General features: G+C 59.9%; 20 protein-coding genes. 14 read left to right on the top strand and 6 right to left on the bottom strand.

Annotated elements, in window-relative coordinates:
- Window positions 1–5 precede the first annotated feature (5 nt).
- On the bottom strand, window positions 6–3,293 hold the full coding sequence (locus UF78_RS14425) for a DEAD/DEAH box helicase (protein ID WP_080890631.1): 3,288 nt from the start codon (window positions 3,291–3,293) through the stop codon (window positions 6–8).
- A gap of 44 nt (window positions 3,294–3,337) precedes the next feature.
- Complete coding sequence (gene mfd / locus UF78_RS14420) at window positions 3,338–6,781, bottom strand: transcription-repair coupling factor (RefSeq protein WP_045162903.1); 3,444 nt, start codon at window positions 6,779–6,781, stop codon at window positions 3,338–3,340.
- A gap of 157 nt (window positions 6,782–6,938) precedes the next feature.
- Between mfd and UF78_RS14415 the strand changes: the two genes are divergently transcribed.
- The 10 genes from UF78_RS14415 to sthA all read left to right on the top strand — a co-directional run bounded on the left by UF78_RS14415 (window position 6,939) and on the right by sthA (window position 17,383).
- On the top strand, window positions 6,939–8,390 hold the full coding sequence (locus UF78_RS14415) for a glyceraldehyde-3-phosphate dehydrogenase (protein ID WP_045162902.1): 1,452 nt from the start codon (window positions 6,939–6,941) through the stop codon (window positions 8,388–8,390).
- Window positions 8,391–8,700: 310 nt separating this feature from the next.
- Complete coding sequence (locus UF78_RS14410; protein WP_045162901.1) at window positions 8,701–10,038, top strand: Na(+)-translocating NADH-quinone reductase subunit A; 1,338 nt, start codon at window positions 8,701–8,703, stop codon at window positions 10,036–10,038.
- 3 nt (window positions 10,039–10,041) lie between these two features.
- Window positions 10,042–11,253, top strand: a complete 1,212-nt coding sequence (locus UF78_RS14405) for an NADH:ubiquinone reductase (Na(+)-transporting) subunit B (protein ID WP_045162900.1) — start codon at window positions 10,042–10,044, stop codon at window positions 11,251–11,253.
- Window positions 11,246–12,034: a Na(+)-translocating NADH-quinone reductase subunit C gene (locus UF78_RS14400; protein ID WP_045162899.1), complete on the top strand. Its 789-nt coding sequence runs from the start codon at window positions 11,246–11,248 to the stop codon at window positions 12,032–12,034. Before UF78_RS14405 ends, UF78_RS14400 begins: the two co-directional genes overlap by 8 nt.
- Window positions 12,031–12,705, top strand: a complete 675-nt coding sequence (locus UF78_RS14395) for an NADH:ubiquinone reductase (Na(+)-transporting) subunit D (protein ID WP_196298674.1) — start codon at window positions 12,031–12,033, stop codon at window positions 12,703–12,705. Before UF78_RS14400 ends, UF78_RS14395 begins: the two co-directional genes overlap by 4 nt.
- Window positions 12,705–13,313 carry an NADH:ubiquinone reductase (Na(+)-transporting) subunit E gene (gene nqrE, locus UF78_RS14390; RefSeq protein ID WP_045162897.1) on the top strand — a complete coding sequence of 203 codons (609 nt, stop codon included), beginning with the start codon at window positions 12,705–12,707 and terminating at the stop codon, window positions 13,311–13,313. Before UF78_RS14395 ends, nqrE begins: the two co-directional genes overlap by 1 nt.
- Window positions 13,314–13,325: 12 nt before the next feature.
- Complete coding sequence (gene nqrF, locus UF78_RS14385; RefSeq protein WP_196298677.1) at window positions 13,326–14,552, top strand: NADH:ubiquinone reductase (Na(+)-transporting) subunit F; 1,227 nt, start codon at window positions 13,326–13,328, stop codon at window positions 14,550–14,552.
- 1 nt (window position 14,553) lies between these two features.
- Window positions 14,554–15,576, top strand: a complete 1,023-nt coding sequence (locus UF78_RS14380) for an FAD:protein FMN transferase (protein ID WP_045162895.1) — start codon at window positions 14,554–14,556, stop codon at window positions 15,574–15,576.
- A complete protein-coding gene (gene nqrM / locus UF78_RS14375) occupies window positions 15,576–15,806 on the top strand; it encodes a (Na+)-NQR maturation NqrM (RefSeq protein ID WP_045162894.1) in 231 nt (76 codons plus the stop codon). The genes UF78_RS14380 and nqrM overlap by 1 nt, the downstream gene beginning before the upstream one ends.
- A gap of 182 nt (window positions 15,807–15,988) precedes the next feature.
- Entirely contained in the window at window positions 15,989–17,383 is a 1,395-nt protein-coding gene (sthA, locus tag UF78_RS14370; protein WP_045162893.1) for a Si-specific NAD(P)(+) transhydrogenase, read from the top strand.
- Between the two features lie 119 nt (window positions 17,384–17,502).
- Here sthA and UF78_RS14365 read toward each other — a convergent pair whose 3' ends face one another.
- From UF78_RS14365 to UF78_RS14355, 3 genes are read right to left on the bottom strand one after another with little or no spacing between them, the layout of a single operon-like run.
- The gene (locus tag UF78_RS14365; protein WP_045162892.1) at window positions 17,503–18,225 is read right to left on the bottom strand and encodes a glycerophosphodiester phosphodiesterase; all 723 of its coding nucleotides are present in this window, start codon (window positions 18,223–18,225) and stop codon (window positions 17,503–17,505) included.
- Entirely contained in the window at window positions 18,222–18,527 is a 306-nt protein-coding gene (locus tag UF78_RS14360; protein ID WP_045162891.1) for a hypothetical protein, read from the bottom strand. The genes UF78_RS14365 and UF78_RS14360 overlap by 4 nt, the downstream gene beginning before the upstream one ends.
- 2 nt (window positions 18,528–18,529) lie before the next feature.
- Window positions 18,530–19,102 carry a PilZ domain-containing protein gene (locus tag UF78_RS14355; protein ID WP_045162940.1) on the bottom strand — a complete coding sequence of 191 codons (573 nt, stop codon included), beginning with the start codon at window positions 19,100–19,102 and terminating at the stop codon, window positions 18,530–18,532.
- Window positions 19,103–19,202: 100 nt separating this feature from the next.
- On the opposite strand from UF78_RS14355, the gene UF78_RS14350 reads away from it, so the two are divergent.
- Genes UF78_RS14350 through UF78_RS14340 form a run of 3 tightly spaced genes read left to right on the top strand, consistent with a single transcriptional unit; the run spans window position 19,203 to window position 22,403 of the window.
- Window positions 19,203–20,450, top strand: a complete 1,248-nt coding sequence (locus UF78_RS14350) for a lipoprotein-releasing ABC transporter permease subunit (RefSeq protein WP_045162890.1) — start codon at window positions 19,203–19,205, stop codon at window positions 20,448–20,450.
- 7 nt (window positions 20,451–20,457) lie between these two features.
- Window positions 20,458–21,156 carry a lipoprotein-releasing ABC transporter ATP-binding protein LolD gene (gene lolD / locus UF78_RS14345; protein ID WP_045162939.1) on the top strand — a complete coding sequence of 233 codons (699 nt, stop codon included), beginning with the start codon at window positions 20,458–20,460 and terminating at the stop codon, window positions 21,154–21,156.
- Window positions 21,156–22,403, top strand: coding sequence for a lipoprotein-releasing ABC transporter permease subunit (locus UF78_RS14340; RefSeq protein ID WP_045162889.1), 1,248 nt, complete (start codon window positions 21,156–21,158; stop codon window positions 22,401–22,403). Before lolD ends, UF78_RS14340 begins: the two co-directional genes overlap by 1 nt.
- A 9-nt stretch (window positions 22,404–22,412) precedes the next feature.
- Here UF78_RS14340 and UF78_RS14335 read toward each other — a convergent pair whose 3' ends face one another.
- Window positions 22,413–22,928, bottom strand: a complete 516-nt coding sequence (locus UF78_RS14335) for a DUF2062 domain-containing protein (RefSeq protein ID WP_045162888.1) — start codon at window positions 22,926–22,928, stop codon at window positions 22,413–22,415.
- A gap of 183 nt (window positions 22,929–23,111) precedes the next feature.
- Between UF78_RS14335 and UF78_RS14330 the strand changes: the two genes are divergently transcribed.
- Window positions 23,112–25,337, top strand: coding sequence for a DNA internalization-related competence protein ComEC/Rec2 (locus UF78_RS14330; RefSeq protein WP_196298673.1), 2,226 nt, complete (start codon window positions 23,112–23,114; stop codon window positions 25,335–25,337).
- The last annotated feature ends 51 nt before the right edge of the window (window positions 25,338–25,388 follow it).

Here is a 25,388-nt window from a genome sequence, read left to right as displayed (position 1 = left end):
TTGCGCTAGGGTAGCGGCGCGAACAGTGCTTCGATATCACTCGGCTCCAACTGCCAGTCACCACGATAGCCGGCATCCAGCACTCCGGCTGCCAGGTCGGCCTTGTGTTGCTGCAACTGCTGGATCTTTTCTTCCACCGTGGCGCGCGCAATCAGCTTGTAGACGAACACAGGCTTGTCCTGGCCGATACGATGGGCGCGGTCGGTGGCCTGGTTTTCCGCCGCGGGATTCCACCAGGGATCGTAATGGATCACGGTGTCGGCGGCGGTCAGGTTCAGCCCTGTGCCGCCGGCCTTGAGGCTGATCAGAAACAGGGGTACTTCGCCGCTCTGGAAGCGCCGCACCGGCGCGCGCCGGTCTTTGGTGTCGCCGGTGATCTGAACGTAGTCGATGGCGCGGCTGCGGAGCTCTTCTTCGATCAGCGCGAGCATCGAGGTGAACTGTGAAAACAGCAGGATGCGGCGTCCCTCTGCCAACAGCTCGGTGAGCATTTCCATCAGGCTGTCGAGTTTGCCCGAACTGCTTCCGCGGGTCGGCTTGGCGGCGTCGCTCTTGACCAGACGCAGATCGCAGCAAACCTGGCGCAGCTTGAGCAACGCATCGAGAATGACGATCTGGCTGCGTGCCAACCCTTTGCGGTCGATCTCGTCGCGAACCTTGCTGTCCATCGCCAACCGTACGGTTTCATAGAGGTCGCGCTGGGCTGCGTTCAGTTCTACCCAATGCAGGATTTCATTCTTGGTAGGCAGCTCCCGCGCCACCTGTTCCTTGCGCCGTCGCAACAGGAATGGCTTGATCCGTGTCGTGAGGTGCTGCAGCCGATCGGTGTCGCCGTTTTTTTCGATAGGGTTGCGGTAATCGCGGTTGAATCGCTTTGCATCGCCCAGCCAGCCGGGCATGAGGAAGTGGAACAGCGACCATAACTCGCCCAGGTGGTTTTCCAGAGGCGTGCCGGTGAGACAAAGGCGCTGCCGGGCATTCAGGCGTCCGGCAGCCTGGGCGGCTTTGCTGCTGGCGTTCTTGATGTTCTGCGCTTCATCGAGCACCAAGATGTGCAAGGGCAGTTCGACGAGTCGGTCGATATCCCTGGGCAGCAGCGCATAGGTAGTGAACAAAACGTCGTATTCGGCCAGGTGTTCGTAATGCTGCTGGCGTGACGAACCGTGCAGTGTGACCACTTTCAGGGCAGGGGCGAAGCGAGCTGCCTCGTCTTGCCAGTTGGGGATGAGGCTGGTGGGCATGACCACCAGGCAGGGCCGATCGAGGCGGCCTGCCTCTTTTTCCAAAAGAAGATGAGCCAGGGTTTGCAGTGTCTTGCCCAGTCCCATGTCGTCGCCGAGGATGCCGCCGACCTCGAGGCTGCGTAGCGTCTGCATCCAGCGCAGACCCTCCAGCTGATAGGGCCGCAACTGCGCATTCAGACCGGTCGGAGCGCTGACCGCTTGCTGGCGATAGTCGCGCAGACGTTGGGCGAACTCGCGCATCAGCTCGCCGCCATGCCAGTGCGGGGAGAGCGCATCCAGTTGCGCCAGTCGTGCCGCATCGGCGCGTCCCAGACGAAGCGTGTCGGCGCTTGGCTGGTCGTCGCGAAGGTACAGTTCGGCGAGGGTGGCCATGATGGTTTTCAGACGGCCAAATGGCAGCAGCACTTGCAAGGGGCGGTCATCGTCCCCGCGGCGCTTGTCTAGCTGTACGCGAAGGGTTTCGTCGTCGGCGCGCCGAGCCAAGGCCTGCTGGGACAGCAGCGCCGGGTTTCTGCGGATCAGGCCGAGCAGGACCGGCAACAGGCTGATGCGTTCGCCTTCCACGATAATGCCGAGTTCCAGATCGAACCAGCTGTGCTCCGGCGGCTCGTCGACTTCGACGTACCAGGCGTCTACAGGCGTCAGGTCATACGCGAAGCCGGGTTGCATGACGATCCGCCAGCCCTGTTCGCGCAGCTGCGGCAACTGTTGCTGGACGAAATGCAGCCAGGCGGTTTCGCTGGGCAGGTCGTACATCTCCGCCGAATCCTTCGGCAAGGCCAGGCTTTGTCGCAACGACGGACGAAAGCCCAGCTGCTTCAATTGCTGGCGTAGCGCCTGTTCCGCGGCGGGTTGGCGAGCCATGCTGAGCACCCGTTCGCCTTCGGTCTGACGGATGCGCTGCTCGGCTTTGGCGTTGCCGTGCACGCTGGTTTTACCGTAGACGAAACTGAGCCCCGCGCGGTGCTGATGCTCATTCACCATGCGCCCGCTGCTCGGCTGGTAATTGACCGCATGATGGCTGCCCAGGGCGAGCTGGGCGATGGGCATAACATCGTCAATCCGCTGTTCTTGCGCTTTGGCAGGCGCTGGAAGCTGCGGGGCGATTTCATTGAGCGACAGGCTGAACAAGGCGGCCTTGGCTGACGGAACCGAGGGGGCGGCGAGTAGATGACGGGCCAAGGCCGGCGTCAATCCATGATCGATCAGACCGACTTCGTTTCGCCGTTCGTCGAGGTAGTACAGCGGATCGACGGTGGAGAGTAGTTCCTCTGCGGGGTCGTTCATGTCCAGCGTTGGCTGGAAGGATCCATCGGATTGCTGCGTCCAGTTGAAGCGCGCCTGGCGAGACAGGCCAAACTGCAGCGGTGGACGGGCCCAGTCGAGATACGCACGGCCAGTTTCCAGAATCAGGCGCAGAGCCTCGCCGCCGTTTTCGCCGCTGAGCGTGAATCCGTGGCTGGCACCGCGGCCCAATGCCAGGAGCGCCGCGATATGCAAATCCAGAGGCTGCATGAAGCGTGGTTGGCGAAAGCTGGCTTCGCGTACGCCGTAATAGGGCTGCCTTTCGCCGAAGGAACCATCCTTTCGCAGTCGTACTTTGTAGACCTCGATGTGAACGCCCGGCGTGACCCGGTAGTGCAGACACCATTGCTCGCCAGCGGTCTGGGGCTCGCCCAGCGCCCGCGGAAGTTGGGATAACCAGTGTTCCACGGTGCCTGGAAGCTGGTCAGGTGGCTCTTCGGCTGCGGGCGATGTTGTGTGGTCGGCCTGATGCTCAAGATAGAGGATGAGCGCCGCCGCATGCTTGCAATTGAGGCCTACCGGACAACTGCAGATGCAGCTGAGCCCGCCGTTGCCCGAAAGCTGCAGTGATTGCCGATATTGATTGTCGCCTGCGCCACGGCAGGTGCCTTCGGCGAATCGTGCATCCTCGCGCAGCAGGCTGACGCGCCGTTCGTGGGCATATTGCATCCCGCGGGCGAGCGCGTTTTCAGAAAATGCCAGCCGCCAGGTCGGCGGCAGATGGGCCAGAAAACTACCGGACATCAATCAGCGCGCCGCCTAGGGTTAATTGCACGTGAACTGCATCCTCACCCGTTCGCCGCCAGTCGCTCGAGCAAGGCTTCAAGCGTGTTGAAGCGCTCTTCGGGCCGCTCCATCGGCACCTGGAATTTGAACATGGTGGCGCCTTCGAACTTGTAGCGGTTGGGTTGGCTCTGGATCAGCTTGATCAGCACCATCGGATCGACGCTGGTATCCGCGGCGAACTCGATACGCCCGCCCTGCGGCCCTGCGTCGATCTTGGTGATGCCGAGGCTGGCGGCCTGGAGCTTGAGCAGCGTCAGCCTGACCAGATGCTTGGCCGGTTCGGGCAGCAGGCCGAAGCGATCAATCATTTCGACCTGCAGCTCGCGTAGTCCGTTCTCGTCGGTGGCGTTGGCGATGCGTTTGTAGAGGATCAGGCGCGCGTGGACGTCCGGCAGATAATCCTCGGGGATCAGCGCCGGTACGCGCAGATTGATTTCCGGGCCACCTCCCAGCGGTTGGTCGAGGTTGGGCTGTTCGCCTTTCTGGATCGACTTGACTGCCCGTTCGAGCATTTCCATATAAAGCGTGAATCCGACGGCCTGGATCTGTCCGCTCTGGCCGTCGCCGAGCAGCTCGCCGGCCCCGCGGATTTCCAGGTCGTGGGTGGCGAGGACGAAGCCTGCGCCGAGATCCTGTGCGTTGGCGATGGCTTCCAGGCGCTTTTCCGCGTCGGGGGTCATGGCCTTGCGTGGTGGCGTCAGCAGATAGGCGTAGGCCTGGTGGTGGCTGCGTCCGACGCGTCCGCGCAGCTGATGCAGCTGGGCCAGGCCGAACTTGTCGGCGCGTTCGATGATGATGGTGTTGGCGCTGGGCACGTCGATACCGGTTTCGATGATGGTCGAGGCGATCAGCACGTTGAAGCGTTTGTGATAGAAATCGCCCATCACCTGTTCGAGCTCGCGCTCGCGCATCTGTCCATGGCCCACGCCGATACGCGCTTCCGGTACCAGCTCGGCGAGGTCGGCGGCGCATTTCTCGATGGTCTTCACGTCGTTGTGCAGGTAGTAGACCTGGCCGCCACGCAGCAGCTCGCGTAGCAGTGCTTCCTTGATGACCGAGTTCTGTTGCTCCATGACGAAGGTGCGTACCGACAGGCGGCGCGCTGGCGGCGTGGCGATGATCGAAAGGTCGCGCATGCCGGCCACCGCCATGTTCAAGGTGCGCGGAATTGGAGTGGCGGTGAGCGTGAGGATGTCCACTTCGCTGCGCAGGGCCTTGAGCTGTTCTTTCTGGCGCACGCCGAAACGGTGTTCTTCGTCGATGATGACGAGACCCAGATTGGTGAACTTCACGTCGTCCTGCAGCAGTTTGTGGGTGCCGATGAGAATGTCGACCTTGCCTTCGGCCAGCTCTTGCACCGCGCCTTGGATTTCCTTGGCGGACTTGAAACGGCTCATCACCTCGACGCGCACCGGCCAATCGGCGAAGCGGTCGCGAAAGCTGTTGTAGTGCTGCTGGGCGAGTAGGGTGGTGGGCACCAGGACGGCCACCTGACGACCGCTGTGCACCGCAATGAAAGCGGCGCGCATGGCCACTTCGGTCTTGCCGAAGCCGACGTCGCCGCAGATTAGGCGGTCCATGGGCTTGGGCGCCAGCATATCGCTGCGCACGGCCTCGATGGCGGCTTGTTGGTCCGGTGTTTCCTCGAAAGGGAAACCAGCGCTGAATGTTTCGTAATCGAGTTGCGGGTCTTCGAAGGCGTACCCCTCGCGGGCGGCGCGGCGGGCGTAGATATCGAGCAGCTCGGCGGCGACATCGCGAACCTGCTCGGCGGCCTTGCGCTTGGCCTTCTGCCAGGTTTCCGAGCCCAGGCGATGCAACGGCGCCAGCGCATCGTCGCTGCCGGTGTAGCGCGCGATCAGATGCAGGCTGGATACCGGCACGTAGAGCTTGGCTTCCTCGGCGTACTGCAGCATCAAGAACTCGGCGGCCTGACCTTCGATTTCCAGCGTGACCAGTCCCTGATAGCGGCCGACACCATGGTCGATATGGACCACCGGCGCGCCTTCACGCAGCTCGGTAAGGTTCTTGATGACGTTCTCGCCGGCGTCACGACCTTTTTCGCGGCGGCGCCGTTGCATGATCCGTTGGCCGAACAGCGGGCTCTCCGCGATCAGTGCCAGCGATGGGTCTTCTAGCAACAGTCCGTCGTCCAGCGGGGCGATGGCGATCGCCAGCCGCTCTCGGCTTTCAACGAACTCCGGCCAGCCAGAGACTTCCTGCGGGCGTAGTTTCAACCGTGCCAGCAGTTCCAGCAGGACCTCGCGGCGCCCAGCCGATTCAGCGGTGAACAACACACGGCCAGGAAATTCGTCGAGGAAGCGGCGCAGCGCCCCCAGCGGCTCGCTGGCCTTGGCGTCTATCGCCAATTCAGGAAAGCGGCTGGCCGGGAAACGCTCGCGTCCGATACCGGTCTCGACATCGTCCTGACTGGCCACTACTCGTGGCCAGGATTTCAGATGGGCGAAGCAGTCTTCGACCGGCATGAACAGCTCGGCGGGCGGCAGCAGAGGCCGCTCGGGATCGACGCGGCGTTCCTCGTAGCGATTGCGTACGTCCTTCCAGAAATGCTCGGCGGCTTGCTCGATTCCGGGCAGCGAGAAGACCTGAGTGTCCTCTGGGAGGTAGTCGAACAACGTCGAGGTTTCGTCGAAGAACAGCGGCAGGTAGTACTCGATGCCCGCTGGTGTGATCCCGGTGGACAGGTCCTGATAGACCGGGCAGCGGCGGAAATCGACATCGAAGCGTTCACGAAACCGCGCGCGGAAACCGGTGACCGACTCCTTTTTCAACGGAAACTCGCGCGCTGGCAGCAGGCGGATCGACTCGACCTTGTCGATCGAGCGCTGATTTTCCGGATCGAAGGTGCGCAACGTTTCGATCTCGTCGTCGAACAGGTCGATGCGATAGGGCAGCGTGCTGCCCATAGGAAACAGATCGATCAGCGCACCACGCACGGCAAACTCGCCATGCTCGTAAACGGTATCGACGCAGCGGTAGCCGGCTGCTTCCAGGCGCATGCGCATCTGTTCGACGTCGAGCTTCTGGCCGACGTCCAGCACCAGGCTGGAGCCAAGCAGAAAGCGCTTTGGGGCGAGCCTGTGTAGCGCGGTAGTGATGGGGACTACCAGCACGCCGTGGGTCAGCTCGGGAAGCTGATAGAGCGCTGCGATGCGCTGGGAAATGATGTCCTGGTGCGGCGAAAAGACGTCATAGGGCAGTGTTTCCCAGTCGGGAAAATGCAGCACCGGTAGCGTCGGGGCGAAGAACGCGAGTTCTTCCTGCAAGCGTTCGGCGCTTTGGCTGTCGGCAGTGAGGAGAAGGGTGAAACGCTCTGCGTTGCTGGCTGCTTCGGCAATGGCCAGGCTCAGCGCGGCTCCGGGAAGGTTGCCCCAGGTTTGCTTGCCGCTGGCGGCAGGCATGGGCGGAAGGCGCAATACGGACACGAGTGGGCGTGGCTCCGGTCAAAAAATGGACCGCGCGGATTGTAACTATCTGCGCGGGACGCTGTCAGTGTTTCCGCTGCACAGATTGCCGGCGCTAGGGTGCGCCGGCATAATGTAGCCCCTTTTCTCAGCCCCTACATGTTGGAAGGAACTGCCCGTGACTCAGAAGCCCGACCAGTGTCTTGGTGAATGGATTGATCGAGAAGCCCTCGCCGAAGCGATGATTCCGCTGATTGGTCAGCTGTATCGTAACAACAACGTGGTGACTTCCATCTATGGCCGTGGCCTGATCAATCGCTCGGTCATCGCGCTGCTCAAGGCGCATCGATTCGCACGTCACCGTCAGGCTGACGAAGCCGAACTCTGCGTGCATGAGACGCACCAGATCCTTACCACTATGAGCGACATGAATCTGGGTGCCGCTTCGGTCGACCTGGGCAAAGTCGTTGCCAAGTACAAGGCCGAAGGCAATGGCCGAACCCTCGATCAGTTCGTGCGTGACGAACTGGCCGAAGTGGCTGGCAAGCGCAATACCTCGGGCGTACACAAAGGCACGGACGTCGTGCTTTATGGTTTCGGTCGTATCGGCCGCCTGCTGGCGCGCATCCTCATCGAGAAGACCGGCGGTGGCGACGGCCTGCGCCTGCGGGCGATCGTCGTACGCAAGGGCGCCGAGAACGACCTGGTCAAGCGCGCCAGTCTGCTGCGTCGTGATTCGGTACATGGTCCGTTCGACGGCACCATCCACATCGATGCGGAAAACAACACCATCACAGCTAACGGCAACCTGATTCAGGTGATCTACTCGAACGACCCGTCCTCGGTGGATTACACCCAGTACGGCATCGAGAACGCGCTGCTGGTCGACAACACCGGCAAGTGGCGTGATGCCGAAGGCCTCAGCCAGCATCTCAAGTGCCCTGGTGTTGCGCGCGTCGTTCTGACCGCGCCTGGCAAGGGCGAGCTGAAGAACATCGTGCATGGCATTAACCATGGCGATATCACCGCTGATGACAAGATCGTATCGGCAGCCTCCTGTACCACCAACGCCATCGTGCCAGTGCTCAAGGCGGTTAACGATCAGTACGGCATCGTCAATGGTCATGTGGAGACCGTGCACTCCTACACCAACGACCAGAACCTGATCGATAACTTCCACAAGGGCAGTCGTCGCGGTCGTAGCGCTGCGCTGAACATGGTCATCACCGAGACCGGGGCCGCCACTGCCGCTGCCAAGGCGTTGCCGGTGCTCAAAGGCAAGCTGACGGGCAACGCCATCCGGGTGCCGACGCCTAACGTTTCCATGGCCATTCTCAATCTGAACCTGGAAAAGGCCACGACCCGCGAAGAGATCAACGAATACCTGCGCCAGATGGCCATGCATTCGGATCTGCAAAAGCAGATCGACTTCGTCAATTCGCAGGAAGTGGTTTCGACGGACTTCGTCGGTTCGCGTCATGCAGGCGTGGTGGATGCCGAAGCGACCATCTGCAGCGACAACCGTGTCGTTCTGTATGTGTGGTACGACAACGAGTTCGGCTATAGCTGCCAGGTAGTCCGCGTGATGGAAGATATGGCTGGCGTGAACCCGCCAGCCTTCCCGCGCTAACGCATCGGGTGCAAAGAAACGGGAGCTTCGGCTCCCGTTTTTCATTTCGTCGGGAAATATGCGGAGTTGTTCGGCCCGGAATGGGCAGCGTCAATAGTTGGTTACGGCGAATCGCTTGTCTCTAGTCAAAAAATTGAAAGACCCTGGGTGGTCAGTCACGGCTTGCGACCTCTATAATCGGGCGGATTTCTACCTGGGCCCGCGGCATAGCGTCGCGCTGATAACTTATCAGCGCGCGCCGTGCAATTCGACTTTAGTGAAGTCGCGGCGCTCGTAAAAAAAGCCTTTTAAATCAGTGGTTAGCGAACCGATGATCAATATAAAACGTGGGCTTGATTTGCCCATTGCAGGTGCGCCGGCGCAGCGTATCGAGGCTGGAAGGCCCGTGCGAAGCGTTGCCGTCGTAGGGTTTGATTACCCTGGCATGAAGCCGACCATGGAGGTCCAGGTCGGTGATCGGGTCAAGTTGGGGCAAGTCTTGTTCTCCGACAAGAAGACACCAGGGGTGGTTTTCACCGCGCCGGGTGCTGGCACCGTCAGCGCCATCCACCGCGGCGAAAAGCGCGTCCTTCAGTCGGTGGTCGTTGATCTCGACGGAGCGGAAGAGGTGATGTTCAGCCAGTACGCGTCCGCTGAACTCGAAGGGCTAAGCGATGCCCAGGTTCGCGAGAATCTGCAGCAATCAGGTCTTTGGACCGCGCTGCGTACGCGCCCTTACAGCAAAGTTCCGGCCATCGATGCGGTACCCAGCTCCATTTTCGTCACAGCGATGGATACCCATCCGCTGGCGGCGGACCCTACCATCATCATCGCTGAGCGTGCCGCTGACTTCGAAGCGGGCCTGAAGGTGCTCGGCAATCTAGGCAAGCTGTTCCTGTGCAAAGCCGAGGGCGCCTCGCTACCAGGCGAGCAGCTCGCCAAGGTGAAAATCGAGAGTTTCGCCGGACCTCATCCGGCGGGTTTGGCCGGTACGCACATCCATTTTCTCGATCCGGTCAGCGCCAGCAAAAGTGTCTGGACCATCGGCTACCAGGACGTGATCGCCGTTGGCGCGCTGTTCACCAGTGGCCGTCTGTCGGTCGAGCGCGTGGTGTCACTTGCCGGTCCCGTGGTGGAAAATCCGCGTCTGGTACGTACTCGTCTAGGCGCCAGCCTCGACGAGCTGACGGCCGGTGAGCTGCAGCCGGGCGCCAATCGCGTCGTTTCCGGTTCGGTATTGGGTGGTCGTACGGCGCATGGCGCCTTCGCCTACCTGGGCCGGTATCACCAGCAGGTTTCCTGCCTGCGTGAGGGCAAAGAGCGCGAGATGTTGCATTACCTGCGTGCCGGTAGCGACAAGCACTCGATCCTCAATATCTACATCTCCAAGCTGATGGGCGGTAAGAAGTTCGCCTTTTCTACATCCACCAATGGCAGTCCCCGCGCCATGGTGCCAGTCGGTAACTACGAGGAGGTCATGCCGCTTGACGTGTTGCCAACTCAACTGCTGCGTTCCTTGATCGTTGGCGACACCGAAGTTGCGCAGAAGCTTGGCTGCCTCGAGCTGGATGAAGAGGATCTGGCGCTGTGCACCTACGTCTGTGCCGGCAAATACGAATACGGCCCGATCCTGCGGGACAACCTGACTCGCATTGAGAAGGAGGGGTAAGGAATGGGCATTCGCGAATTCCTCGACAAGATCGAGCACAATTTCGAGAAGGGCGGCAAGTACGAGAAGTGGTATGCACTCTACGAAGCCGCAGACACCTTCCTTTATCGTCCCGGTAGCGTAACCAAGACCACCGCTCACGTGCGTGACGGTATCGACCTCAAGCGGATGATGATCACGGTCTGGCTGTGCACTTTCCCGGCGATGTTTTTCGGCATGTGGAATACCGGCTACCAGGCCAACCTGATCTACGCACAGAGCCCGGATCTGCTTGCTTCGCAAGAAGGTTGGCGACTGGCGTTGGTCAGCGCGCTGGCCGGCTTCGATCCGAACAGCCTGTGGGATAACTTCATCCAGGGCGCGGCCTACTTCATCCCTGTCTACGCGGTGACCTTCATCGTGGGCGGTTTCTGGGAAGTATTGTTCGCCTCGATCCGCAAGCACGAGGTCAACGAAGGATTCTTCGTCACATCGGTGCTGTTTGCCCTGATTCTGCCGCCCAGCATTCCGCTGTGGCAGGTCGCGCTGGGTATCAGCTTCGGTATTGTGATCGGCAAGGAAATCTTCGGCGGTACCGGCAAGAACTTCCTCAACCCTGCGCTCACCGGTCGTGCCTTCCTGTTCTTCGCCTACCCGGCCCAGATGTCCGGTGATGCCGTATGGACAGCAGTGGATGGATTCTCCAGCGCAACGGCGCTCAGCCTGAGCTTTGCCGGCGGTATGGAGAATGTGATCGGCAGCGGTATCACTTGGATGGATGCCTTCATCGGTACCATTCACGGCTCGATCGGCGAAACCAGTACGCTGGCCATCTTCATTGGTGGAGCTGTGCTGTTGATGACCAAGATCGCATCCTGGCGGATCGTCAGCGGCGTGATGGTGGGCATGATTGCACTGAGCTATCTGTTCAACCTGATCGGCTCGGACAGCAATCCGATGTTCGCCATGCCTTGGTACTGGCACATGGTGGTGGGCGGTTTCGCCTTCGGCCTGATTTTCATGGCGACCGACCCGGTTTCTGCGTCGATGACCAATACGGGCAAATGGGTCTTCGGCATTCTTATTGGACTGATGGTGGTCTTGATCCGGGTGGTGAACCCGGCATTTCCGGAGGGCATGATGCTGGCGATTCTGTTCGCCAACCTGTGCGCACCGTTGATTGACCACTTTGTCGTTCAGGCCAACATCAAGCGGAGGCTGGCACGTAATGTCTAGTCAAAAAGAATCCACCGTTCGCACACTGGTCGTGGCCTTGTTGGTCTGCCTGGTCTGCTCGGTGTTCGTTGCGGGTGCGGCCGTGGCGCTTCGCCCGACGCAGCTGGAAAATCGTCAGCTGGATAAGCAGCGTAGCATCCTGGCGATTGCCGGTCTGGGTGAGCCAGGCATGTCTGGCAACCAGGTGAAGGCCCTCTACAAGGAGCGTATCGTCGCGAAGCTGGTCAACCTGGAAACAGGCGAGTACAGCGATGAGTTCGATCCGAACACTTTCGATCCGCTGGTTGCAGCCAAGGACCCGGAGCTTTCGCAAGCGCTCTCGGGTGATGAGGATATCGCTTCGATCAAGCGTCGCGAGCGCTACAGCGTCGTTTACACCGTCGAGGAGAATGGCGAGGTCGCTACGCTGATCATGCCGGTCCGTGGCTACGGGCTGTGGTCGACGCTGTACGGCTTCATCGCCGTCAAGGGCGATCTCAACACCGTCGAAGGGCTGGGCTTCTATCAGCATGGCGAGACTCCCGGTCTCGGCGGCGAGGTGGACAATCCCAAATGGCGTGGCCTGTGGCAGGGCAAAGAGCTGTTCAGCGAGAACGGCAAGCTGGCCATCCAGGTGGTCAAAGGCGGCGTCGATCCGCAAAGTCCGCGAGCCGACCATCAGGTCGACGCGCTGGCTGGCGCGACCCTGACCAGCAACGGGGTGAACAACCTGCTGCACTTCTGGCTGGGCGAGAACGGATTCGGTCCATTTATCGCTAACCTGCGCGCTGGGGAGGCTTGACCATGTCGCAACCTACTATCAAAGAAGTCCTGTTCAATCCGGTCTTTAATAACAACCCCATCGGCTTACAGATTCTTGGAATCTGTTCGGCGCTGGCAGTCACCTCCAACCTTAAGACCGCGCTGGTCATGTCCGTTGCGCTGACGCTGGTGGTGGCGTTTTCCAATCTGTTCATCTCGATGATTCGCAGCCAGATTCCAGGCTCGATCCGCATGATCGTGCAGATGGTGATCATCGCCTCACTGGTGATTCTGGTTGATCAGGTGCTCAAGGCCTACGCCTTTTCCCTGTCCAAACAGCTATCGGTATTCGTCGGTCTGATCATCACCAACTGCATCGTGATGGGACGCGCCGAAGCATTCGCCATGCAGAACCCGCCCATGCTGTCGTTCTTCGATGGCCTAGGCAACGGGCTCGGCTACAGCGCCATGTTGATTGCCCTCGGCATCATTCGCGAGCTGTTCGGTGCTGGCAAGCTGATGGGCTACACCATTCTTCCGGTCGTCAACGACGGTGGCTGGTACCTGCCCAACGGCATGATGCTACTTCCGCCTTCGGCGTTTTTCCTGATCGGCCTGTTCATCTGGGGTATCCGCGCCTGGAAGAAAGAGCAGGTCGAGAAGCCGTCCTTTAAGATGGCGCCGCAAGTCTCGAACAAGGAGGCTTACTAATGGAGCATTACCTCAGCCTGTTCGTCCGCGCTGTGTTCATCGAAAACATGGCGCTGGCGTTCTTCCTCGGCATGTGTACCTTCATCGCGATCTCGAAGAAGGTGGAAACGGCGATCGGTTTGGGTATCGCGGTCATCGTGGTCCAGACCATCACCGTTCCGGCCAACAATCTGATCTACACCTACCTGCTCAAGGCGGGTGCGCTGTCCTGGGCCGGTTTGCCTGAGGTCGATCTGAGCTTCCTTGGGCTGCTCAGCTACATCGGCGTGATCGCAGCCATCGTTCAGATTCTCGAGATGACCCTCGATAAGTACGTGCCCAGCCTCTACAACGCGCTGGGTGTGTTCTTGCCGCTGATCACCGTGAACTGCGCCATCATGGGCGGCACGCTGTTCATGGTCGAACGTGATTACAACCTGGCGGAAAGTACTGTCTATGGCGTCGGCTCGGGTCTGTCCTGGGCGCTGGCCATCGCGTTGCTGGCCGGTATTCGCGAGAAGCTCAAATACAGCGATGTGCCGGATGGTCTGCAGGGCCTGGGTATCACCTTCATCACCATCGGACTGATGTCGCTGGGCTTCATGTCTTTCTCTGGCGTACAGCTGTAAGGACGGGATGAACTGATGAGTTACGAAATTTTCCTCGCCATCGGTATGTTTACCGCCATCGTGCTTGCGCTGGTGGTAATCATCCTCGCGGCGCGCGCCAAGCTGGTTTCCAGTGGCGATGTGAGCATCGAGATCAACGGCGAACGCACCATTACCGTCCCTGCGGGCGGCAAGCTGCTGCAAACCCTGGCTGCTAACAACATCTTTCTTTCGTCCGCTTGCGGCGGTGGCGGTACCTGCGCGCAGTGCAAGTGCATCGTCGAGAGCGGCGGCGGCGAGATGCTGCCCACTGAAGAGTCGCATTTCACCCGTCGTGAAGCGGGCGAAGGCTGGCGCCTGTCCTGCCAGACTCCGGTCAAGGCGGACATGAAGATCGAAGTGCCAGAAGAAGTGTTCGGTGTGAAAAAGTGGGAATGCACCGTGCTGTCCAACCCGAACGTGGCGACCTTTATCAAGGAGCTGACCCTGAAGCTGCCGGAAGGCGAAAACGTCGACTTCCGTGCCGGTGGTTACGTGCAGCTGGAATGTCCGCCGCATGAGGTTCGGTACAAGGACTTCGATATTCAGGAGGAATATCGCGGTGACTGGGACAAGTTCAACCAGTGGAAATATGTGTCGAAGGTTGATGAAACCGTGATTCGTGCCTATTCCATGGCGAACTACCCGGAAGAGGTCGGTCTGGTTAAGTTCAACATCCGTATTGCGTCGCCGCCACCAGGCAAAGACGATCTGCCACCAGGCAAGATGTCTTCCTGGGTGTTCAGCTTGAAGCCGGGAGACAAGGTTACCGTTTACGGTCCGTTCGGTGAGTTCTTCGCCAAGGATACCGACGCCGAGATGGTCTTCATCGGTGGTGGCGCGGGCATGGCTCCGATGCGTTCGCACATTTTCGACCAGCTCAAGCGCCTGAAGTCCAAGCGCAAGATGAGCTTCTGGTACGGCGCACGTTCCATGCGTGAAGCGTTCTATGTCGAAGAGTATGACCAGCTGCAGGCCGAGAATGACAACTTCGAGTGGCATCTGGCATTGTCCGATCCGCAGCCTGAAGACAACTGGAATGGCCCGACCGGCTTCATTCACAACGTGTTGTACGAGAACTATCTGAAGGACCACCCGGCGCCTGAGGATTGCGAGTTCTACATGTGCGGCCCGCCAATGATGAACGCCTCGGTGATCAAGATGCTTACCGATCTGGGCGTCGAACCGGAGAACATTCTGCTCGACGACTTCGGCGGCTAGCATGGCCCATGCGTTCTTTCGGCCCGTCATCGTTGCCGCCCTGGCGGCGGCCCTGACGGGCTGTCTGTTTCAGGACAAGGTGGAAAGCTTCGGTGGCCCGACCATGGGCAGCACCTACACGGTCAAGTACGTGGCGGGGCGCGAGGCAGCCGACAAGGGGCAGCTACAGCGCGAGACCGAGTCGATACTCGCCGAGATCGACAGGCAACTGTCGACCTACCGGGCCGATTCGGATATCGAAATGTTCAATGCTTTGCCTGCAGGCGAATGCACGAACATGCCCGACGGCGTGCGCGAGCTGATCCTGGCGGGGCAGCAGCTTTCAGACGAAAGCGACGGTGCGCTGGATCTGACCATCGAACCGCTACTTAACCTCTGGGGATTTGGTCCGCAGGGGCGAGGCGAGCGGGTGCCGTCTGCTGAAGAAATTGCCACGGCTCGGCAAAATGTCGGCCAGCATTATGTCCGGGTAGAGGGCGAGCAGCTTTGCAAGGACAGGGCTGTCCAAGTCGACTTCAACAGTATTGCCGCCGGCTACGCGGTTGATCAGGTCGCGGCAGCGCTCGAGGCATCAGGCGTCAACAGTTATCTGGTAGAGATCACCGGGGAGCTCAAGGCGCGGGGCCGCAAGCCGGATGGGTCGCCCTGGCGCGTCGCTATCGAAGCGCCACGGGATAACGAGCGGGTTGCGCAACGAATCATCGAACTGGATGGCTTTGCCGTTTCTACCTCCGGTGATTACCGCAACTATTTCGAGCGTGACGGCAAACGTTATTCACACACGCTCGATCCGCAAACCGGCGCCCCTATCGTTCACCATCTGGCGGCTGTGACGGTGGTCGATCCCTCGACATTAAGGGCTGACGGATTGTCTACTGTGCTCATGGTAATGGGTCCCGAGCGGGGAATGGCGTATGCGACAGAGCGAAATATCGCAGCGTTTTTCGTCATCCGCGAAGGACAGGAATTCATAAGCAGAAGCACCGGGGCCTTCGATGAGTTATTCGGTGCGGGAGCAGAGTAATGACTTGGTTAATCGTTTTTCTCGTCATGCTGTTGGTCGTGTTCGGCATGTCCATCGGCGTGATCATGGGGCGTAAGCCCATCGCCGGTTCCTGCGGGGGCATCGCCAATCTTGGCATCGAAAAAGAGTGCTCGATCTGCGGCGGTAGCCGCGAGAAGTGCGAAGAAGTAACTGCGCAGGCGAGCCAGGGTGAAAAAGCAGATCTCGCGTACGACGCGACCAAACGCTGACCCCGGCTGTGGCGTGGTCGGCTGCGTTGGCCGCCGACCCGAGTCTTGCATGCTGCAGCGCCGATGCCGCTTGGATTTATCGGCGTAAGGTCCAGGGCGGTACGCCAGCGATGGCGATTCGCCCAGACCAACCGAATTTGTTAACGGCGGCAGGGCTGCCTGCTGCGTGTTCAGGGGTGAATATGGCTGTCTACAATTACGATGTGGTGGTATTGGGCTCGGGCCCTGCCGGCGAAGGCGCTGCAATGAACGCGGTCAAGGCTGGACGTAAGGTAGCCGTGGTCGATAGCAGGCCGCATGTCGGCGGCAACTCCACTCATCTGGGTACCATCCCGTCCAAAGCGCTGCGCCATTCGGTGCGCCAGATCATGCAGTACAACACCAACCCGTTGTTCCGCCAGATCGGTGAGCCGCGCTGGTTTTCGTTTCCCGATGTACTGAAGAGCGCCGAAAGCGTAATCGCCAAGCAGGTCACCTCGCGTACCGGCTATTACGCTCGCAACCGTATCGACATTTTCTTCGGCACTGCGAGTTTTGCCGACGAGCAGACCGTCGAAGTGGTCAGTGCCAACGGCATGGTTGAAACGCTGGTGGCCAATCAATTCATCATTGCGACCGGCTCGCGCCCTTATCGCCCTGCCGACGTCGATTTCTCGCATCCTCGCATATATGACAGCGATACCATTCTGACCCTGAGCCATACGCCACGCCGCTTGATCATCTACGGAGCCGGGGTGATCGGTTCGGAGTACGCGTCGATTTTCAGCGGTCTCGGCGTGCTGGTCGACCTGATCGACAACCGAGATCAGTTGCTCAGCTTCCTCGATGACGAGATCTCCGATGCGCTCAGCTATCACCTGCGCAACAACAACGTATTGATTCGTCATAAAGAAGAGTACGAGCGTGTCGAAGGAGTCGACAACGGCGTCATCCTGCATCTGAAATCGGGCAAGAAGATCAAGGCGGACGCCTTTCTCTGGTGTAACGGGCGGACCGGTAACACCGACAAGCTCGCCCTGGAAAACATCGGTCTCAAGGTCAATAGCCGCGGGCAGATCAAGGTGGACGAGCATTACCGTACCGATGTCGGCAATATCTACGCAGCGGGCGATGTGATTGGTTGGCCATCGCTGGCCAGTGCGGCCTATGACCAAGGCCGTTCGGCTGCCGGGAGCATCGTCGAAAACGACAGCTGGCGCTTCGTCGACGATGTGCCGACCGGTATCTACACGATTCCGGAGATCAGTTCGATCGGCAAGAACGAGCGCGAACTCACGGAGGCGAAGGTTCCCTACGAAGTGGGCAAGGCGTTCTTCAAGGGAATGGCACGGGCGCAGATTTCAGCCGAGCCAGTAGGTATGCTGAAAATCCTTTTCCATCGAGAAACGCTGGCGGTGCTCGGCGTGCATTGCTTCGGCTATCAGGCATCGGAAATCGTGCACATCGGTCAGGCGATCATGAACCAGCCGGGTGAGGCGAATACGCTCAAGTATTTCATCAATACCACCTTCAACTACCCAACCATGGCCGAAGCCTATCGCGTCGCTGCGTTTGACGGGCTAAACCGGCTTTTTTGAGCGGCTCCGACCGGTGGCCTGAGCCGGTTGGAGAAGATACCCGGAACTGGCGCTGGCCGAATCGGGAAAGCTTTTGAGGGCAGGAACGAGGACCGCCGGGCATGGCGGTCCTCTTCAGTTCATGTGTTGCGCAGCGTGGTGACGGCGAGGCCAGGGTAATCGGTGATTAGGCTGTCGACGCCGAAATCCGCGAGCCGACGCATCAGCGCCGGTTCGTTCACTGTCCATACCGAAACGTGCAGCCCTTGCTGGCGGGCTTTGGCTATCCGCTCGGGCGTGCACAACGTCCACTTAAGCGCCAGCAGCTCGCAGCCGTATTGCTTGGCCACTTTCAAGGGGTCGAGCCAGGCGTATTCGGCGACCAGTCCGCACGATATTTCCGGGGTCAGGCGCTTCAGGGCCCGCAACACTTCCCGTGATCCGGATGTGACGGTGATCCGATCAAGCAGGCCATAACGCTCGGCCAGCTCTTTGATTGCGAGCACCGAGCGCGCGGCGCGAACCCTCGATGCGCTTTTGACTTCCAGTTGCCAGTGCTCGAAATCGCATTTCTCGAACAATTCCGACAAGCGCGGGATAGGGCAGGGTTGTTTCCAGCCTGGTCCGCCACTGCGCGCGTCGTAACGAATCAGGTCTTCAGCGTCGTGCTCGACGACCTTGCCGCGTCGTCCCGTGGTGCGTTTGAGTGTCGGGTCATGGATGACCATCAATTCGCCGTCTTTGGACAAATGAAGATCCAGCTCGCAGCGGCGCACGCCATGGGCGAGGCATCGCTGGAAGCCGACCAAGGTGTTTTCCGGAGCTTCACCTTTTGCGCCACGATGGCCATAGATCAATGTCACGGTTGTTTATCTCGCTGTGCTGGAGTGAGACGTTGGTGTTGCAAAACACTGTCGATCACCCGGTTATCTTCGAAGTAAACCGAAAACTCACGATAATCCCAGCGCGTGATAGGCGGTTGACCAACAGCAGGATGCTCTTCATCGGCAAGACCGAAGCGCTCAAGTACCTGGTTCTTGGCGTCGCCGCGATTGGGCAAAGGCTGTTGGGTTTGACCTTGTTGGCCGATTGGAATGCGGATGACGTCGGCCTGTGCCGGGATGCAGAGAGCAAATGTCAGAAGCGGGATAAGCAATCGATGCATGTTCAGGTTCCTTGCAGACTTTCACGAGCCAGGCGTCGTTCCGTCGCCTGTTTCTGCAGGATATGCCGCGCGAGCAGTTGCCGTTGTGCATCAGTCAACGCTTCGAAGGACGTGCCGATTGCAAAGCGCCCGTCGTCGAGGGCCTGGCAGCTCGCGACGCGGGCGCGTAACAACATGCCCAGACATTGCGGCATCAACACCAGCTTGAGCGTCCAGAGCGTGTCTTCGCCGAGCGGCTGGTCATTGACGAAACTGATGCCGCCTTCCGAGAGCACAACCTCGCGTGCTGCCCCCAGGTCTTTTATCAGGTCCTGTGCCAATGCTTGGCCCAAGAGGTCGATGCGCTTGTTCTGCACCTTCAGATAGTTGGCTAGCGTGCGATTCCCCTCTGCGATCTGGCGCAGCAGGTACTGTGCTTCGAAATCGAGCTGGTGCAGTTCACCAAGCAAGTCGAACAGCCGCACCGAGCCGCTACCGGAGACTGTTTCGGCGTGTTCCGGCGGCAGGATTTCCAGTGCGATCATGTCCTCGATACGATAGTATTCGCGGCGATCTTCGGTGTCTTCTGTGGGCATGTCGATCCCCGGGCTGCAGTGATGGCTTGAGTGTATCAGGCCGCCTGGCAACGTCATTCAGCTTGTTATTTCCTGCCAGCGAAAGCGAACTCATCGATTTATGTTCAGACCGCTGTCCGTGTATATCGGGGCGCGCTACACACGCGCCAGACGTCGCAGCCTCTTCGTCTCCTTCATATCCTTCACATCCATGATCGGGCTCGCGCTCGGCGTGCTGGTGATGATCGTCGTGTTGTCGGTGATGAACGGTTTCGACCAAGAAATGCGCAGTCGCGTGCTGGGCATGGTCCCGCACGCCACGATCGAAAGCGCGACGCCGATCAACGACTGGCAAGCCTTGGGGCAGCGGCTCGCGCAGCATCCGCAGGTCGCAGCGGTAGCGCCGTTCATTCAGATGCAGGGCTTGCTGACCCACCGCGGCCAGGTTACCAAGACTCTCGTCAATGCCGTGGATCCAGTGGTCGAACCGGACGTATCCATCGTTGGCCAGTTCTTTCGAGAGGGCACGCTAGAAGATCTGGTGCCTGGAGAGTTCGGCATCGTTATTGGTGACAAGGCGGCCGAAAAACTCGGTGTTGGTGTCGGCGACAAGATCACCTTCGTCGCCCCTGAAGTGACGGTCACCCCAGCGGGTGTTTTCCCGCGCATGAAGCGCTTCACGGTACGCGGCATCTTCCATGTAGGCGCGGGTGAGATCGACGGTTACGTGGCGATGGCTAATATTTCCGACCTCGCACGGCTGCATCGCTGGAAGCCCGATCAGGTCCAAGGGCTGCGTTTGCGTTTCGTCGATTTGTTCGAGGCTCCGCGTATTGCATGGGAATTGGCGGGCCAGTTGGGTGACGACTTCTATTCGCGCGATTGGACCCGCACCCATGGCAATCTCTATCAGGCGATCCGTATGGAAAAGGCCATGATCGGGCTGCTGCTGCTGCTGATCGTCGCGGTGGCCGCCTTCAATATCATTTCCACACTGGTCATGGTCGTGACCGACAAGCGCGGAGACATCGCCATCCTGCGTACCCTTGGCGCGACGCCCCGGCAGATCATGGCGATTTTCATGGTTCAGGGCACGGTCATCGGCGTCGTCGGTACTCTGGTAGGCGCCTTGCTCGGTATTTTCGCAGCACTGAACGTTAGCGGTTGGATCGCTGCGCTGGAGCGCCTGATCGGACACAAGTTTCTCAGCGCTGATGTGTACTTCATCGATTATCTCCCGTCTCGACTGTTGGCCGCCGACGTGATCCAAGTCTGCGTCGCAGCGCTCGTCCTGAGTTTTTTTGCCACCCTATACCCGGCGTGGCGTGCCGCCCGTACCCAACCGGCCGAGGCGCTACGATATGAGTGAGCTGGTTATGAATGAAAGGTCATCCAACGATCGTGCGGTATTGAGTTGCCGTAACCTGGGAAAACGCTACGAGCAGGGCCCGGAGTCGGTCAGTGTGCTGTCCGGCCTGCAACTGGAGTTGTTTCCGGGGCAGAGGGTTGCCATCGTCGGCAGTTCGGGCTCGGGTAAAAGTACGCTGCTGAACCTACTTGGTGGTCTTGATACACCGAGCGAAGGAAGCGTCTGGCTGGCCGGCGAGGAGCTTTCAGCCCTTAGCGAAAAGGATCGTGGGCTGTTGCGTAATCGCGCGCTGGGCTTCGTCTACCAGTTTCACCACTTGTTGCCCGAATTCACCGCTCTAGAGAACGTCTGCATGCCATTGCTGATCGGCAAGGCGCCGATCGTCGATGCACGGGCACGTGCGACGGAACTGTTGCAGCGTGTGGGGCTCGGCCACCGGTTGGCGCACAAGCCGTCAGAGCTGTCCGGGGGCGAACGTCAACGCGTGGCGATTGCTCGTGCATTGGCCAACCGCCCGGCGCTGGTCCTGCTCGATGAGCCTACCGGTAACCTCGATCACCATACCGCCCAAGGTATTCAGGATCTGATGCTGGAGTTGAGCAGCTCGTTGCGCACTGCGTTTCTCGTCGTTACTCACGATCCGCAACTCGCCGGGCAAATGGACCACATTCTGCGCCTGGAAGACGGCCGGTTGGTGGCCGGGTAATGTTCAGGCCGCTCAGCATCTTCATTGGCAGTCGCTATACGCGGGCCAAGCGTCGCAACCATTTCATCTCCTTCATTTCCTTGACCTCCATGATCGGACTTTCGTTGGGCGTGCTGGCGATGATCATGGTGCTTTCCGTCATGAACGGATTTCAGCGGGAGATGAGCAACCGCATTCTGGGAATGGTTCCGCACGTCGTGATCGCCGGTGACGGACATCCTGTGGATGACTGGCAATCGCTGGCCGGGCAGCTCCGGTCGCATCCCGAAGTGCTCGGCGCCGCGCCAATCACTCAGCTGGAGGGCATGCTTTCATTCAAGGGCTCGATGCAGCCGATCGAGATTAAGGGCATCGATCCGCAGACCGAAGGTAAGGTATCGATACTTGGTTCGAAGATGGTCGCCGGCAGGCTCGACGATCTCAAACCGGGCGAGTCCGGCGTAATTCTCGGACTGATGACCGCGCGGCGATTCGGTTTGAAACTGGGCGACAAGCTCACCCTCATCGTCCCTGAGCTCAGTGACGCGCCTGGCGGCATCACGCCTCGCATGCAGCGATTGAATGTCGTCGGGGTATTCAAGGTGGGCGCCGAACTGGACGGCAGCCTGGCCATGATTCATCGGACCGATGCGGCGCGGATTCTTCGCTGGCAACCGGACCAGGTCGAAGGTGTCAGGCTCAGACTGGCAGATCTGTATCGCGCTCCGGAGGTTGGGCACGACCTCGTTGCCAGGCTTGGTGCCGGTTACCGCAGCGAGGATTGGTCGCTCACACAGGGCAGTCTGTTCAGCGCCATGAAGATGGAAAAGACCATGATCGGGCTGCTGCTTCTGCTGATCGTGGCGGTTGCCGCTTTCAACATTATCGCCACCTTGATCATGGTGGTGGCCGATAAGCGTGCCGATATCGCGATTTTGCGTACCCTGGGGGCGACGCCTCGTCAGATCATGACGATTTTCATGGTGCAGGGCAGCATCATTGGCCTGACCGGCACGCTGATAGGTACCGTCCTAGGTGTGTTGGGCGCGCTCAACGTCAGTACGCTGGTGGGATGGTTGGAGCGGGTGTCGGGGCAACACATCTTCAGCTCCGACGTCTACTTCATCAACACCTTGCCATCAGAGCTGCGTCTGGAGGATGTGCTGTTGGTGACGCTAGCCGCATTGATCCTGAGCTTCTTGGCGACACTCTATCCCGCTTGGCGTGCAGCGCAGACTCAGCCCGCAGAAGCGCTGCGCTATGAGTAGGTGTGCGTGTCAGCGGCGGTCCAGTTGGCGCTTGCGCCAACTGCGGCTGACCCACCAGCGCCAATAGGCCTGAGTCGCAATGTAACCGAGCACGGCCAAGACGAGGCCGACCACCAGAGAGCCTAGATACAAGGGCTCCCAGTGACTGCTGAGCATCTTCTGCACCCATGCGAGGGTCAGCTCCATTGGCATCGGCGAAACCGGGGTATCCATCAGCCAGGCGCCGACCTTGTAGTTGCAATAAAAAACCGGAGGCATGGTCAATGGGTTGGTCAGCCAGACCAGCCCTACGGCTATTGGCAGGTTGGCCCTGGCTGGAACCGCACATAGCGCGGCGGCCAACATCTGCATGGGCATCGGAATCATGGCCCAGAACAGGCCAATGGCTATCGCTCTGGAAACCGAATGCCGGTTGAGGTGGAGCAGGTTTGGATCGTGAGTCAGGGTGCCGAGAAATCGCAAAGATTTGTGGGTCTTTATGCGATCGGGGTGCGGCATGTAGCGTTTGAAAAAACGACGCGGCATGAAGATTCTCTGGCGGGCTGAAGCGCGCCCGATTATGCCTGAAACGAGACCCGGCGCTGAGATGAGTTTGTGACATGGATTCTACACTGTGGCGGCCGACAGGATGTCGGTGATGCCACAGTGACTCGGTAGCCGTCTTCTACGGATGTGCTGATCGCTGGAAGGGAATCCAGGAGATGTTTCATGCGTACAGCCTTGCTGGCACTGGCGGCAGGCCTTTTATTGCTGCGCTTTCTACCGCAATTGCCACCTTTTGGGTCGCTGCCGTTCATGTTCGTGACGGGACTGGTCTTGTTGCCGTTTCGTTGGCGAGCGCTTGGCTGTTTTCTTTGCGGTCTCGCATGGGCCTGCCTGAGTGCTCACTGGGCGTTAAGCGACCGCCTCCCGACCGAACTCGACGGTCGTACCTTCTGGCTTGAAGGGCAGGTGACTGGACTGCCGGATGTTCGTGACGGTGTGGTGCGCTTCGAACTGGTTGATGTCTCATCCCGACATGCCGGCTTACCCTCGCGGATGCGCCTGGCCTGGTACGGTGGACCGATGATCCAGGCGGGAGAGCGATGGAGGCTCGCCGCCAAGCTCAAAAGGCCACGTGGCCTGGTCAATCCCCATCCATTCGATTACGAGGCCTGGCTTCTTGCACGTCGGATCGGTGCCAGCGGCACGATCAAAGCAGGCGAGCGGGTGGCGTTTTCAGAGGGGAACCTGGCGTGGCGCGATCGGTTGCGCCAACGCTTGATGGCGGTTGACGCCCAAGGACGCTCGGGTGCAATTGCAGCGCTGGTGGTTGGCGATGACAGTGGTTTGTCCAAGTCAGACTGGCGCATCCTGCAGGGCACCGGAACCGTGCATTTGATGGTGATCTCGGGACAGCATGTGGGGATGCTGGCCGGTCTGCTCTATAGCCTGGTTGCGCTATTGGCGCGTTGGGGCATCTGGCCGCGGCGGATCGACTGGCTGCCTTGTGCCTGCGGTCTGGCGCTGTTCGGAGCACTCGCATACGGTTGGTTGGCGGGCTTCGAAGTCCCGGTTCAGCGGGCTTCGGTGATGGTCGCGCTGGTGCTGTTGTGGCGCTTGCGGTTTCGACATCTCGGTGTCTGGTTACCGCTGCTCGTCGCGCTCGATGGCGTCTTGCTAATCGATCCATTGGTTAGTTTGCAATCGGGATTCTGGTTGTCTTTCCTGGCCGTGGCGCTGCTCGCATTGGTCTTCCGTGGCCGACTGGGCAGCTGGGACTGGTGGCGGGCGTTGAGCCGTGCCCAGTGGTGCATGGCGCTCGGCCTGTTGCCGGCATTGCTTGCGCTGGGCTTGCCGGTGAGCCTGAGCAGTCCAGTCGCCAATCTTTTTGCGGTGCCACTGGTCAGCATGCTGATCGTGCCGCTGTCTCTGATGGGGGTTTCGCTGCTGTGGTTGGCGGGCGTTGGTGAGTCGTTGCTGTGGTTGGCGGGTGGCCTGTTGGCGTTCCTTTTCGATACGCTGCAATGGCTTGCCGGTTGGCAGGCTGCATGGCTACCGGCATCGTTGCCGATATGGGCCTGGGTGCTGGTCGCGCTGGGGACGCTGCTATTTTTGTTGCCGGCCGGGGTGCCATTTCGAGCGTTGGGACTGTTGCTTCTCGCGCCGTTGCTATTTCCGCCAGTAAACAAACCCGCAGCGGGACAGGCGGAAATTTGGGTGCTTGATGTCGGTCAGGGGCTGGCCGTGCTGGTGCGCACCCGGGATCATGCACTTCTATATGACGCGGGACCGCGCTATGGCGACTTCGATATTGGCGAGCGGGTGGTGTTTCCGTCGTTGAGAACGCTGGGATTGACCGATCTCGACCTGATGCTCCTCAGTCACGCTGACAGCGATCATGCCGGTGGCGCCATGGCTATCAAGAGGCTGATGCCGTTGGCGCGAGTGCTCAGCGGTGAGCCGGAAAGACTGCCTGCTTCGCTGGGTGCCGAGGCGTGCCGCTCTGGAGAGCACTGGGAATGGGAGCAGGTCCGCTTTACGCTTTGGCGATGGTCACAAGCCCAGGATGGAAACCAGTCGTCGTGCGTGCTGCTGGTCGAAGCCGGCGGTGAACGCCTGCTATTGACCGGAGATATCGATACGCTGGCCGAACAGGCGCTGCTGGCGAGCAAACTGCCGCTGGGCGTGCGGTGGTTGCTGGTGCCGCATCACGGTAGTCGCAGCTCATCTTCAACCGCATTTATCCAGGCAGCCGGTGCCGAAGGCGCGCTTGTCTCGCGCAGCCTGCACAACGCCTTCGGCCATCCGCATCCGGATGTCGTGCAACGTTTGCGGGCATCGGGCGCCCGGATTTTCGATACGGCTGAACTGGGTGCTCTGCAGATCCGTCTCGGCCGTTTCGAGCCCATTCGAGGATTGCGCGCCGAACGGCGATTCTGGCGGGAAAAATGAGAACCGTGGCCGTCGGCGGTCCGTCGGCCCTATGCTAGAGTGGCGCCACTT

Origin of the sequence: Stutzerimonas stutzeri, from assembly GCF_000952685.1 — a bacterium.
GTDB classification, from domain to species: Bacteria; Pseudomonadota; Gammaproteobacteria; order Pseudomonadales; family Pseudomonadaceae; genus Stutzerimonas; species Stutzerimonas stutzeri_E.
The sequence above is the reverse complement of the archived record's forward strand: the minus strand, read 5'-3'. Positions and strand labels throughout refer to the sequence as shown.